The 14,152-nt window shown below is 32.2% G+C and carries 9 protein-coding genes; 4 read left to right on the forward strand and 5 right to left on the reverse strand.

Features of this window, described 5'->3' with window-relative positions; all coding sequences use genetic code 11:
* Nucleotides 1-143: 143 nt before the first annotated feature.
* Nucleotides 144-1,769 carry a tetratricopeptide repeat protein gene (locus GQR95_RS06615; RefSeq protein WP_159022422.1) on the reverse strand — a complete coding sequence of 542 codons (1,626 nt, stop codon included), beginning with the start codon at nt 1,767-1,769 and terminating at the stop codon, nt 144-146.
* A 135-nt stretch (nt 1,770-1,904) separates the two neighbouring features.
* Nucleotides 1,905-3,992 carry a S46 family peptidase gene (locus GQR95_RS06620; RefSeq protein ID WP_159022423.1) on the reverse strand — a complete coding sequence of 696 codons (2,088 nt, stop codon included), beginning with the start codon at nt 3,990-3,992 and terminating at the stop codon, nt 1,905-1,907.
* A gap of 183 nt (nt 3,993-4,175) precedes the next feature.
* On the opposite strand from GQR95_RS06620, the gene GQR95_RS06625 reads away from it, so the two are divergent.
* Both GQR95_RS06625 and GQR95_RS06630 read left to right on the forward strand, forming a co-directional pair.
* A complete protein-coding gene (locus tag GQR95_RS06625) occupies nt 4,176-4,493 on the forward strand; it encodes a hypothetical protein (RefSeq protein WP_159022424.1) in 318 nt (105 codons plus the stop codon).
* Complete coding sequence (locus GQR95_RS06630; protein WP_159022425.1) at nt 4,493-5,272, forward strand: amidohydrolase; 780 nt, start codon at nt 4,493-4,495, stop codon at nt 5,270-5,272. The genes GQR95_RS06625 and GQR95_RS06630 overlap by 1 nt, the downstream gene beginning before the upstream one ends.
* Here the strand turns inward: GQR95_RS06630 and GQR95_RS06635 are convergent.
* Together GQR95_RS06635 and GQR95_RS06640 are read right to left on the reverse strand one after the other, a co-directional pair.
* Entirely contained in the window at nt 5,259-6,866 is a 1,608-nt protein-coding gene (locus tag GQR95_RS06635) for an Ig-like domain-containing protein (protein ID WP_159022426.1), read from the reverse strand. The two genes, GQR95_RS06630 and GQR95_RS06635, sit on opposite strands and share 14 nt — an antisense overlap.
* Nucleotides 6,867-6,922: 56 nt before the next feature.
* Nucleotides 6,923-7,600: a ComF family protein gene (locus GQR95_RS06640; protein ID WP_159022427.1), complete on the reverse strand. Its 678-nt coding sequence runs from the start codon at nt 7,598-7,600 to the stop codon at nt 6,923-6,925.
* Nucleotides 7,601-7,687: 87 nt separating this feature from the next.
* Here GQR95_RS06640 and GQR95_RS06645 point away from each other — a divergent pair, with 87 nt between their 5' ends.
* Complete coding sequence (locus GQR95_RS06645; protein WP_159022428.1) at nt 7,688-9,229, forward strand: glycine--tRNA ligase; 1,542 nt, start codon at nt 7,688-7,690, stop codon at nt 9,227-9,229.
* Between the two features lie 454 nt (nt 9,230-9,683).
* Here the strand turns inward: GQR95_RS06645 and GQR95_RS06650 are convergent, their stop codons facing one another.
* Nucleotides 9,684-13,088, reverse strand: coding sequence for a hypothetical protein (locus tag GQR95_RS06650; RefSeq protein ID WP_159022429.1), 3,405 nt, complete (start codon nt 13,086-13,088; stop codon nt 9,684-9,686).
* A gap of 283 nt (nt 13,089-13,371) precedes the next feature.
* On the opposite strand from GQR95_RS06650, the gene GQR95_RS06655 reads away from it, so the two are divergent.
* Nucleotides 13,372-14,133 carry an exodeoxyribonuclease III gene (locus GQR95_RS06655; RefSeq protein ID WP_159022430.1) on the forward strand — a complete coding sequence of 254 codons (762 nt, stop codon included), beginning with the start codon at nt 13,372-13,374 and terminating at the stop codon, nt 14,131-14,133.
* Nucleotides 14,134-14,152 lie beyond the last annotated feature (19 nt).

The following is a 14,152-nucleotide window of genomic DNA, read 5'->3' on the forward strand; positions in this document are numbered from 1 at the left end:
TTTGAGACAAATGTAGATACAGAACGTATTTTCTATCTAAAGTAAGCGTTAACAAAACGTGATAAACGGTGCAGATTGGCTTATATATTAAAGCAACATTAACACTGAGATTACAAGTTGATAATGTTTTTGAAACATTGAATTTATAAATTCAGAATAAAGATCTGAAGGTCGTCTTTTGGGTTTAAAGGGAGTTTTTTTCTAAGTCGATAACGTGCAATACGCACACTATTAGATGTGATTCGGAGTATAGAAGCTATTTCTTTAGACGTTAAGTTAAGCCTTAATAACATGCATAAACGCAGTTCCGAGGGCGATAATTCTTTTGTAACAGCCTGTTTTAACGTTTGAAAAAAGTTTGGATGAATTTGCTCGAAGAATCCAATAAATTCTGTCCACTCTTGTTCTTGAGATAAGTCTAAATCGATCTCTTTTATTAATAGTTCGAGTTTAGATTTTATTAATGTGGCATGTCTATCTTTTATATTTATTAGGGTTCTAGAAATATCTGACATCATTTTATTTTTATGAGACAAATGCAAACTGTAATTTGTAAGAGCCGATATTTTAAAATCAACTTCTCTTTGTAAGGCAGCTTCTTCGTTTGTCTTTTTTTCGAGATCGGATTGCAAAAGTCTATTTTTATAATCTTGAATTTTAGATTGCTGTTTTTTGCGTTTTCTAAAGTAAAGAAGCCAACCAATTAACATAAGAATAAGGAATGTACTAGATAGTAAAATGATGCGTTGCCTGACTTGATTTAATTCGTGTTGTTTATTAAGTAACTTCAATTCGGCTTCGCGCTCTTCTACTTCATAAAGGATTTGTAGGATACTAACTAATTCTGCGCTTTTATATTCACTTTCTTTAGCATTTAAATCTTTGTATTTAATCATGTAATTGAAAGCGGTTTTATGATCGCCTATATCTGCATAATTTAAAGCTAAATCTTTAAAAGCAGCTTCTATTTGATGTGTGTTTTCTTCAGTTTTAGCCATTTGGAGAGCTAATTGCGTGTATGGAAGTGCTTCTTTTGCTTTCCCCATTTTTCGATAGGCATCTCCAAGATTATTAATAATATTTATTCTATTATTCGAGGGGATGTGAATAGCGTATTTATTGGCTTTTAAAAAATAATTTAAAGCACTATCAAACTGTCCTAAATCTTCGTAAATACTACCTATGTTTTCGTATGTAAAGGCTAAGCCTGTGCTGTCGGAAAGTTTTTCGAAAATAGCTAAACTTTTTTCTTGATTCTGTAGTGCTAATGCATAATCAGATTCTTTTTCGGCTACACTTCCTAATAAGGCATAACTGGTTGCTTTTCCTTTTTCAAAATTAATTTGTTCTGTAATATTTAAACTTTTATTTAAATATTGTAATGCATTTTTATATTGCTTTAAAGACAGATGTATGGCTCCAATTTTATTACTAATATAAACCGAAGTTGTGTCTGTTTGTGTATGAAGTTCTAAAGCACTATGGTAATTTTTTATGGCTTCGTTTTCTATCCCTAAATGCTCGTAGAAATTTGCTAATTGAATATGATATTGAACAATCTCTGTACTGTTATCAATGCTTTTAGCTTTGTTTAATTTGTTTTTTAATTCTGTAAAAATAGAATCTATTTTTTTTAAGGAGCTATATCTTTTTTCTTGTGCGTTTAGAAGAACTGTATTGAAAAGAAGACATAGAACTAGGGCTAAAGTTTTACTTGAGAAATAATTTTTAAACTCATGAAAAAAGAAGGTAATTTTGTGTGTAATCATGGCCAAAATTAAAAAACGCAATGTTATTTAAATATTACTTTATCATCACCTTTTTGCTGTGTTTGTTGAAAATAAAAGCCCCTTTTCTATCTCAGGAAAGGGGCTTTTGTTTAAATATATATTCGAATTGAAATCTTACTTTTTAGGATGAACTAATTTCATTTCCTTAATTAAGCGTTCTGCACCAGCGTATTTGTCGATTATGAATAATACATAACGTACATCGACCATAATGTTTCTACAAATTTCTGGATCGTAATTCATGTCACTCATAGTGCCTTCCCAAACACGATCAAAATTTAAGCCTACTAGATTTCCTTCAGCATCAATAGCAGGACTTCCAGAGTTTCCTCCAGTAGTATGGTTTGTTCCTAAGAAACACACAGGAAGTTTTCCGTTTGCATCTGCGTAGCGTCCGTAGTCTTTAGAAGTATATAAGTCTTGAAGTTTTTGAGGAACATCAAACTCGTAATCGCCAGGTACATATTTTTCCATAACACCATCTAAATAAGACACCGGATTATAATATACCGCATCTCTAGGTTCGTAGCCGCGAACTTGTCCGTAAGTCACACGAAGCGTACTGTTAGCATCTGGATAATAACATTCATTAGGAACAACCTCCATAAGAGCTTTCATATATTGAGTTTCTAGAGCATTAATTGCTGAGTTTTTTTCTTGGAAATTAGGCTCAATAGTTGTGTAGAAATCTTCAATAAATGGTTTTGCAAAGGCGTAAGCCGCATCTTTATTTAGTTTTTCAACCACTTCAATAGGAGTGCCCTCAAGTACAGCTAAGGCGCTATCTAAATTTGTAAATGCTGTATTATCGTAAATTGAAGCATTGACATTTTTAGTGTAGAACGGCATAATTGCTTTGAAAACACCTTTATCTACTTGTGTGTTAAAGTCTTTTAAAGTGCTCTTAATCCTGCCTTGCATGGCTTCTTTCGCTTTATTAAAAGTCGCTTCGTCTTTAGATGCGGCAGCTTCAAGCTGTGTTAATCTAAACATCATAGACATCAACTCGTTTGTTCTTATAAAAATTTCAACAAAATTATTACGCTTAATATCTACAGGAGCAAAAGCATTGTATTGTGTTTCAAGGTCTGGAAGAATGTGGCCATATTTTTCTTCAAGTTTTTTTGCTTTTAAAGCTTCAGTAAACGTTACTTCTTCGGCTTTCTTTTTAGCGATGGCATTACTCTTTTTTATTCCAGTATTTTCGCCAATCCATTTTTTCCAATAGTTTGCAATTCGTGCTTGTTTAGAGGCATATTGAATACGAATTTCATCGCTTTCTTTCATTTTAGCATCAATTATTTTTAATGCTGCTTCGCGAATAGCAATGTTACTAGGGTTTAATTGCTCTGTAATTTCTTTAATGGCAACTGCTGGTAAATATTCTTCTGTAGTTCCAGGGAAACCGAAAACTAAAGTGAAATCACCTTCGCTAATACCGTCTAAAGATACTGGTAAAAAGTGTTTTGGTTTATAAGGCTTGTTGTCTTTAGAGTATTCTGCTGGTCGATTGTTTTTATCGGCATAAATTCTGAAAATAGAAAAATCTCCAGTGTGTCTTGGCCACACCCAATTGTCTGTGTCCGATCCAAATTTACCAATACTTGTAGGTGGCGCACCAACTAAACGAATGTCGTTAAAACGTTCTGTTACAAATAAGAAATATTGATTGCCTTTAAAAAATGATTTTATTTTCGTGTTTTGCCAATCTTCTTTTTTTGTAGCTTTTTGAATGCGGTTACTATTTCCATCGGTTTTAGATTGCTTTTCTTTTGCAGTCATGTCTTTAGTAACGCCTTCAAGAACTTGAGTGGTTACATCTTCAATACGTACAATAAATTCAACATAAAGACCATTGTTTGGTAATTCTTCGTCAAAAGATTTAGCCCAAAAACCATCTTTTAAATAATCGTTTTCTAAAGAAGAATGTGACTGAATCTGACTATAACCACAATGGTGGTTTGTTAAAAGTAAACCTTGTTTGGAGATCACTTCACTTGTACACCCGCCATTAAAATGCCCGATAGCATCTTTTAAACTAGAATGGTTAACATCGTAAATATCATCAGCAGAAAGTTTGCTGCCTAAGGTTTGCATGTCGTCTTCGTTCATGCCTTGCAATAGAGAAGGAATCCACATACCTCCTTGTTGTGCACTTACTTGAAGTGTTAAAAAAAGAAGTAGAATTTTAAGTAATTTCATGAGTTTGTTTTTAGTTCTAGCAAAGATAAAAAAGGCAAATATATATGCACTCTTTTAGTGTAGTATTTACGGGGCTTAAAGCTTGATTTTAGATGCTAAAAAATAATTAAAAATTGTATAAGCATCAAATTTATAGGCAAATAGGTTGTCTTTTAGTACATTGTAATCCCAAATCTTATTTATATGAAACAACAACTACTATTAACAGTTGCTTTTTCATTGTTTTTTATAGTCGCTATAAACGCTCAGAAAATCGAATATAAAGGCAATGTTTACGAAGTAAAAGGAAACTCCATTTTATTAAAAGGTTACAATGTAACCGAAAGTTTAACGTTAGACGATCAGCGTAATATTCGAAATGAGTATAAGGCTAAAGAAAAAGCGTTTAGAGAAGCCGATAAAAATAATAAAGCTAAAGAAAAAGCAGAACGTAAGCAATCTAAGAAAGAAAGGAAGGCTACCAATGTAGATAAAGAGAAGAAGAAATATTTAATATTTTAATGACAAATAAATTACAAATAGCACTAATTCAGACCGAATTAATCTGGGAAAATCCTAAAGCTAATCGCGATAATATACAGCAAATTGTAGCATCTATTACAGATAAGGTAGATGTTATTGTGCTTCCTGAAATGTTTACCACCGGATTTAGTATGAATGCTTCTAAACTTGCTGAAACCATTTCTGGTGAATCTGTAACTTGGATGCAAAAATTAGCAGCCAATACACAAGCAGCTGTTATGGGAAGCCTTATTATAACAGAAGCCGATAACTATTATAATCAATTGGTTTTTGTTTATCCTAACGGTAAAACGCAGTCGTATAAAAAACGGCATACCTTTACATTAGCAGGGGAAAATACGGTTTACACGGCAGGAACAGAACGTGTAATCATAGATTATAAAGGTTGGTCGCTTTGCCCATTAGTGTGTTACGATTTACGTTTTCCTGTTTGGGCAAGGTATAATAGCGATTACGATGTGTTGTTTTATGTTGCCAATTGGCCCAAAACACGAATTACTGCTTGGGACGCCTTATTGCAGGCACGTGCTATAGAAAACATGAGTTATTGTGTGGGTGTTAACCGTGTAGGGATAGACGGAAAAGGACATGAGTATTCAGGACATTCTGTAGTTTATAATCCTTTAGGAGAAACCATTTCTACATTTGTTGAGAATGAAATAGGCTATCGCATTGTTGCTTTAAACAAAGATGAGGTTATAAATACCCGAAATAAGTTTAAGTTTTTAAATGATAGAGATTCTTTTATTTTAAAATAAACTCATATTCAGAATCCCATCCTACACGAATTTCAATAAGTTCTGGATAATAACTCATACGTTCGGGCTGTTTCTTTTTTAAGTAACTACCTGTGTCGTATTTTTTATTTCCATTTTCATCGTAAATCACACGCAGATAATATTTTCCAGTTTTTAAAAAATTGAAATCTATAGGTTCTGGTTCTGTGCTGTATATTTCGTTTATAACGTCCTCTTTTTCGTTCGTTAATTGTACTATTACTGGATATACGGCGTTTTTAAGAATAATACGTGCATTAGGATAATCGTCGTAACCTTTTGTTTGCATTACAAATTGTAGGGTGTCGTTTTTATTATCGAAAAAATCTGTAATGGCTTCAGGGAGAAATTGTAAACGGTATCTGTAATTTTCTTTCTTATCAAAGAAAAAGGTAATGTTGTTGTTAAGCGTATCCATTTTTGTGGTGTACGGAACAACAGTAGAATCTTTATCTATAAGAGAAACCTGAGCAGTATTTAAGGACTTAAAAGGAGTAGAAGACGATAAAACAAAGTTGTCTTTAAAATTAATCTGACCAGAAGGTTCTCCTTTAATAATTAAACTATCTTGAAGTTTATCTGTAATTTTCACATCGAAAGTATCAATTACAGTCTTCTTATAGCTCACTTTAAAACGAAGCGAATCAGTTTCTAATTTTGGTTTATACCAATACATCAAAGAATCTGCTTCGGCATCTTTTGTAATAGCGTATTCAAAATCAGGAGGTGTGTCTGTTAACACATCTATATCCATGTTTTTATAATCACCTTCAAAACCAAAAGCAATTTTTCCTTTAGAAAGTAGTCTGGGTTTATAGGCTTTAAAATCTAAATCTTCTTTAAATAATGTTAAGCGGTAAATAGAATCTGTCGGGAGTTCTATAAACGTTTTATTAAATGCAATTTTATCTGCTTTTTGTTGAAAAAGATAATCCTGACTTTCATCCTTCATTGCCGTTAACATATATTTTCCTGCCTTTACGTTTTGTAAGACAAATGTGGTTATACTGTCTAACGTATTGGTAACGTATGTTGGTTTCTTTTTATAAATAATAGAGTCTGTAAAAGTAGAATCTACTTCATATAAAGCAACGGTAACAAAATTATCGGGTTTTTTAGATGTGGCATCTAGAATAACTCCTGCAACATTTAAAGAATCTATATAATCTCCTGTAGAGAACACATATTTATAATAAGAAAACGGATTTCCTTCATTATTATCTTCAATACTACTTCCAAAATTAATAGCATAAGTTGTGTTTGGAGCAAGCGTATCGTGTATTTTAATGGTAATGTATTTACTCGCCGATCCTAAAGGTGTAATTTCAGGAGTTGTATTCATTGGAGGCGAAATAATAAGTTGTTTACTTAAATCGTTTATTTTAATGTATTCATCAAAATAAATTTTAATTTCTGTCTTATTAAAATTTGTAGAGTAGTTTTCTGGTACAGATTTTAAAATCACAGGTGGTGTTGTATCTTTTTCTCCACCACTAGGAGTTCCCTGACTTGCACAGTTTACAATAAACAAACACAAGGCACTTATGAACAAAAAATTTGAAAGCGTTTTACTCATTTCTACATTAAAATTTACACAAAGAAACAATTTATTTAGCAGTAACCGAAAACAGTTTAAGCAATTGCCATTGCTGCTATGCTTATTTTAACATTTTCGGCTCGAAGAAGTAAGGTTGCACAAGATTCTATAGTTGCACCAGTAGTAATAATATCGTCTACAAGTAAAATGTTTTTGTTTTTAATTTTATCTAAAGATTGTACACTAAAAATGGTTTCAGAATTTGTCCAACGGCTTAATCTGTTTTTAGAGACTTGAGAGTTTGTATTAGTCACTTTTATTAAAACATTATCCATATATTCTGCTTGTAAAGCTGCGGCTAATTGTTGTCCGAATTTTGTGACTTGATTATAACCTCGTTTTTTTAATTTCTTTTTATGAAGCGGAACAGGAATTACAATATCAATAGTTTTATAAGCATCTAAAGTTTGTAAATCACCACCTAGCCAATCACCCAAAAAGGTCCCAATAGGCTCTTGGCCTTTATATTTTAATTGATGGATTAGTTTTTGAGTCATCCCTTTTTTTTCAAAACGTAATAACGCAGTGGCTTGTTCAATTTTAACTCTTCCGTAGAAAACTTTACAAACACTAGCATCATTATTAAAATGAAATTGAGTTACAGGTAAGCGGTGTCTGCAATCTGTGCATAGTGTGTGTTCGCCATCTGCTAAAATATTTTGGCAGCTGTAACACACTTTAGGAAATAAAATATTAAATAGCGCTTTAAACATAAGACCTAAAACTTATAAATTACAAAAAAATACAATACTTTAAAAAAAACATACGTGTAGTTTTCCGGCGTTTTATATTTTTGTAGCATGGCAAATCAAGATGATCAATTTAAGAAGGTGATTTCGCATGCTAAGGAATACGGTTATGTATTTCAGAGTAGTGAAATTTACGACGGTTTAAGTGCAGTATATGATTACGCACAAAACGGTGTGGAGTTAAAGAAAAATATACGCGACTATTGGTGGAAAGCCATGGTGCAAATGCACGAAAATATTGTAGGTATAGATGCCTCAATTTTTATGCATCCAACCACTTGGAAAGCCTCTGGGCATATTGATGCCTTTAACGATCCGTTAATAGATAACAAAGATTCTAAAAAGCGCTATAGAGCAGATGTTTTAATAGAAGATTATTGTGCTAAAATAGAAAACAAAATAGATAAAGAAGTTACTAAAGCAGCAAAACGTTTTGGTGATGCTTTCGATAAAGCAGAGTTTGTTAGCACTAACGGACGTGTTGTTGGGTATCAAGAAAAGATTGATGCTATTTTAGCACGTATGGGTAAATCTTTAGAAAATGAAGATTTAGCAGATGTTAAAGCACTTATAGACGAGTTAGGAATTGCAGATCCGCTTACTGGATCTAAAAATTGGACAGAAGTTAAGCAGTTTAACTTAATGTTTGGTACTAAAATTGGAGCTTCTGCAGATACTGCAATGGATTTATATTTACGTCCAGAAACGGCTCAAGGTATTTTTGTAAACTTCTTAAATGTTCAGAAAAGTGGACGTATGAAAATTCCTTTCGGAATTGCTCAAACAGGAAAAGCTTTTAGAAACGAGATTGTTGCAAGACAATTTATTTTCCGTATGCGTGAGTTTGAACAAATGGAAATGCAATTTTTTGTAAAACCAGGAACTCAAAAAGAATGGTATGAGCAGTGGAAAGAAACGCGTTTAAAATGGCATTTATCTTTAGGTATGGGAGCAGAAAATTATCGTTTCCACGATCACGATAAATTAGCACATTACGCAGATGCTGCAGCAGATATTGAATTTAAATTCCCTTTCGGATTTAAAGAATTAGAAGGAATTCACTCACGTACAGATTTCGATTTAAGTCAGCACGAAAAATTTTCTGGTAAGAAGCTACAGTATTTCGATCACGAAGAAAACAAAAGTTATGTGCCTTACGTGGTAGAAACCTCTATTGGTTTAGACCGTATGTTTTTAGCTGTATTCTCAAACTCGTTAGTAGAAGAAGAATTAGAAAACAATACAACACGTACAGTTTTAAAATTACCAGCAGTTTTAGCTCCAGTTAAAGCGGCCATTTTACCTTTGGTGAAAAAGGACGGTTTACCAGAAGTTGCAAGAAAAATTGTAGAGGATTTAAAATGGGATTTCAACGTGGCTTACGATGAAAAAGATGCTGTTGGAAGACGTTATCGCAGACAAGATGCAAACGGAACACCGTTTTGTATTACTGTAGATCACGATACGTTAGAAGATAATATGGTAACCATTCGCCATAGAGATACGATGGAACAAACACGTGTTAAGATTGAAGATCTTCACGATATTATTAAACAAGAAGTAGATGTGCGTTCTTGGTTAATGAAGATGTAATTCGAATCATACCTTATAGAATAAAAAATCCTTAAGTTATCACTTAAGGATTTTTTGTTTTTATAAAATTCGTTCTATCTTTTTTGTGATGATTGTTGTAAATTTTTTAACGTGAATAATGAATAAAATATCATGGAGGCTTGAAAATGTTTTAGTTAAGCATGTGTATGATTAATTCTTGTTTGATAATAAAGCCTCTTGCAGATTTTTTTATCTAATTAATTTATCTTTAAAAAGTAAGGTTTTTCCGCAACTTGGAATAATATATATTACTTAAATTTACACATGAAATACAGATAACCAGTCTTAGTTCATAAATCAATTAAATTTTTGATAATTGATTTCGAATCCCTCCCAAATCTATTGAATAAATAAGCCTAAATATGTGAGTGTTTAGGCTTTTTTTGTGTTTAATTTATAATTTATTATCTGTTAAATTAAGCTTCTACACTAACTAAAAATAAGCTTTTAATTGTACTGTTCCTGTGTGTATTGTGTTGCTGGTTTCTGTTTTACGACCGTAATACGAGAGATTTAAATCTAAAAATTTAGTTATTTTTTTCTGTATTAAAAGTGTCCAAGTAAAGTTTTTTCCAGGTTGTAAACCTTCTAGTATTTCATACGCTACAGGCGTTGTAGAGTCTCCAGAATAGGTGTTAGAAAAGTAATTAAATTCGCCGCTTATGGCCGATTGTTGTAAGTTAGAAATAGAAAATGATGTTCCGTATTTTTGTTGTGTTAGCGTTTCAAAACTATCAATAGTGTTCTCTTTATTTGTAAATTGATAAAAGATATCAAATCGAGTATTTTCATTTAATAAGTAAGTTAATTTCGGGTTAAATTGTGTTTCATCTATATTATAATTTTTGCTCACGTAGTTCTCGCTAATACTTTCTGTAGTGCTTAAACTGCTTAAAAAGGTAACGAGCCAGCTTTGTGCTAATTTGTGATTAAAATTTAATTGGTGGCTGTCTATATTGTTTTGGGTATACCCAATAGAAGAAACACTACGTACTTTGTTTTTTAAGAATGTATACGAAGTGGTATAATGTTGTTTTCCGCGATTAAAATAGAGCACATTTCTAACATTTAATTGTAAACCTACCTGGTTTTCTTGATTGGTTTTAAACGGGTTGATCTGGAAATTATTATCATTACGTTCTGTTTTGCTATCTATTAAATAAGATGTTTGATTGTAAAATTTAGAAAGTAAAGATTTAAAACCGCTATCAGAATTTATCCATTGTTGTGGATTTAAAGTTAGTGTTTGGCTAAATCTATTTTGGTGTGTTTTTATATAAACTTGATTGGGTAAAGATACACGCAAGTATATTCCTTCGTCTGTAAATTGTGCCAACTCAAACTCTTCTAATTCTTGTATGCCATCTTCGTTATAATCATTCCAAGTGTAAGATCCTTGGCCTGCATCAACTTCTACATAAGTATATTCCTGTTCTGCTAAAGTTCCAGAATTGGTTTCAAAAATAGTATTCCATTGTACCATTTGTTTAAAGAATCCCTGATTATAAATTAAACGAGAATTTAGTGAGTTTTCATTCTCCTCATCTACATTATCTAACGTTCTATAATTTACATAAAGCGATAGGTTTGTACTCGTGTTTTGAATTAATTTAGAATCTAAATAATATGTTTTAGATGTGTTTACGCGTTGTAAATTGTTATCTTTTATACTATCGTTTACACGGTGTTTGAAACCTATTTCGGCAAAGAGATTTAAACTATCTCCAATTCCAGTAAAGACTTCATAGCTTTTAAATTTCTGACTGTCTTCAAGGTAAGTGTCTGTTGTTCTGTCTTTTTGCTGATTGTCTTCTAAAGCAATTTTTGTGCCTACCCAACCTTTCGTAAAACTGTAGGTTGCAGTGTTAGACGAACGTAAAAATGTTGAGGTATCTGTATCCGATTTAGAATCTAGATAACTAGAACTAGAGTAAAAATAAAAGTTGTTTAATTGAAGAAATCCTGTGGCAACATGTCTGTTTCCGTTAAAGATGTTTTCAAAACTTAAATGTTCAAATTGATATTTAAATAAAACTTTTCCTGGTAATTGCAGTTCAAGTCCGCTTGTTAATAAGGTTTGGTTGCCTTCTGTGCTGTCAATATTCCAATCTCTATCAAACTCTGTATTATAAATATATTCTATAGATTCAAAATTTTGTTGAATATAATCTAGGTTAGTCGTGAGGTCTAAAGACCAAAGATCTTTTTGTTTAATTATATTTTGACTGAATTTTAATTTCCCAGCAAAACCATTATTATCATCGTCATCTAAATCAGAAAACAAGTTTAAATCGTTTATACTTCCGGCACCTTCAAAATAAATATTTGTTTTAGAAGACGGTTTGTAGGTTCCGTTTAGTATTGCCATTTGTAATTTAGATGGCGCCACAAGTTGTGTAACAGGTGCGTAGCTTCCTTGAGAAAGACCATCTATTGGTGCAACATATTCGTAAATGTCATTAATCGCATTTATACTGCTTAATATGTAATCTCCAGTATTACTTTCTCCAGAACTAAAAGTTACACTGTAAAGTTCGTCGTCTGGGTTGTTAGAAAACACATAAACAGAGACACCGTTAATATTTTCTTTTTTATATAAAATCTGATTATCGCTATAGGTTGTTGGTGTTTCTGAAGGGGCAATCATTTTAGTTGAGTCGTCTCCCGCTTCAGATAAAATAGTTACTTGATCTGTAGATAAATTTTGTTGAACAGGACTGTTTTTAGAATCACTTTCCGAATAAACAGTAACGCCAATATCTAAATTATCGCTTTGGAAACGGCTACCACCATAACCAATAATTCTAGAATAATCCAGTTCGCTATACTGAAAATCTACAGTAACACGCATTTCTGAAGTTACAGGATAAGTCGAATTAAATGTCACTTCACCTGCATTATAATCTATAGTGTAATCATTGTTTTCTCCACGTTCTAAAGCAATTCCGTTTACATAAACCGTCTCACTACCAGATACAATTAGTACATAAAGTTCGTCGTTGGGGCCATCTAGTTTATAAGGACCTTGGTTGCCTTCATCTGCCGTAAATGTACTTTGTGTAAATTGTCCGCTAACCACAGCTCCGGCAGCAAAAATACTGGTTTTAGATCGGTCGTGATTAATTGTTGCATTTAAAGACAAACCTTGAACACGCTTACTAAAATTAGCAAAATAAGTACTCGTGTTTTCTAGATCTACATCTCCCGCTCTAATATTCCAGTTGTCGCTAAATATTTCTATAAACACTTGATCAAATTCATCTAAACGTTGCGAATATCCGCTTTCTTGTAAAGGAATATTGGCATCCTGAATAGAAGCTCTTAACGAAATTTTATCGTTTAATTTACCTGTAATTTGTAAATCGAGCTCGCTATTAAGCACCGAGTTTTGGTTGCTTCCAACGGTAACTCCTCGGGAGATACTTCCAGAAGTAGATAATCCATCGAAGGGAACATAACTAGATGTAGGTTTTGATTGTGATAGTTTGTACAATTTTTGTTGATTATTAGTGTTAGATAGTATAATACTTTCATCTAATAGCTTGTACGTTTTAGTTAAAAAATCGGGATACTTTAAATAAGACACTATAATAGAGTCTGTATCTATTTGTTGTTTAAAGGTTAATAATGCTTTTGGGAAATTTATAGTGTATAAACTAGTGTCTATGCTTGTGTTTGTTGTTGTTTTTACAGTAAACCAACTCGGGTTAATACTTACACTATCTATTACAATAGTATCTTTAACGGCTATTTTTTTTGTTTTGTAATTAGAGTTTGGCTCTTGCGAAAACACACAAAGGCTAGAACAAAAACAGATTAAGGCGATTATAAATTTCATGTAGTATTTAAACAGTGTAATGTCTAAAAATATTTTACCCACTAAGTGAGTTTTAAAATGCTCCGATTTTACATCGAAGGTGGTTTGTTAGTCAATTAAAAAGCATCAAGAGTTTCCTTTAAGAGTATTCGAGCAGCTTTCTGTTAAAAGGTCACTAAATTAATAGTGTAAAAGTAACGTATTATTTATTTTAGCTGAAATTCTATAAAAAATAAGCACATCAGATTAACTAAACGCGTTTTGCGTGCAAATATTGAATTTGTTGTGCATTAAAATAATAAAAATGAAGATAATTTCTTACAATGTAAATGGTATTCGTGCCGCCTTAAAAAAAGGATTCATAGATTGGTTAAAAAGTGCAGGTCCAGATGTTATTTGTTTGCAGGAAATTAAGGCTAATGAAGATCAATTAGATCTCGATATTTTTGCAGAAGCAGGATATCCATATAATTATTGGTTTAGTGCACAAAAAAAAGGATATAGTGGTGTTGCAATTTTAAGTAAAACCAAACCCAACCATATAGAATTTGGCACAGGAATTGAGTCAATGGATTTTGAAGGACGTAATATTAGAGCCGATTTTGATGATGTTTCTGTAATGAGTTTATACTTGCCATCGGGAACAAATAGTGCCCGTTTAGAGCATAAGTTTGAGTATATGGATCTGTTTCAAGATTATATTACAACTTTAAAAAAGGATATTCCAAATTTAGTTATTTGTGGCGATTATAACATTTGTCACGAAGCTATAGATATTCACGATCCGGTAAGAAATAAAAAAGTGTCTGGTTTTTTACCAGAAGAACGCGAGTGGATTGGCACATTTATGGATAACGGATTTATAGATTCGTTTCGGTTTTTTAATAAAGAACCCGATAATTATAGTTGGTGGAGTTATCGTGCTAATGCTAGAAATAATAACAAAGGTTGGCGAATAGATTACTGTTTAGTCGCTAATGCTTTAGAAAGTCGTTTAAAGCGTGCTGTTATTTTACCCGAAGCAAAACATAGTGATCACTGTCCCGTTTTAGTAGAGATTGCTTAATATATTTAAAATAACGTTT

This window comes from Formosa sp. L2A11, assembly GCF_009796865.1.
In the GTDB taxonomy this organism is placed as follows: Bacteria; Bacteroidota; Bacteroidia; order Flavobacteriales; family Flavobacteriaceae; genus Formosa.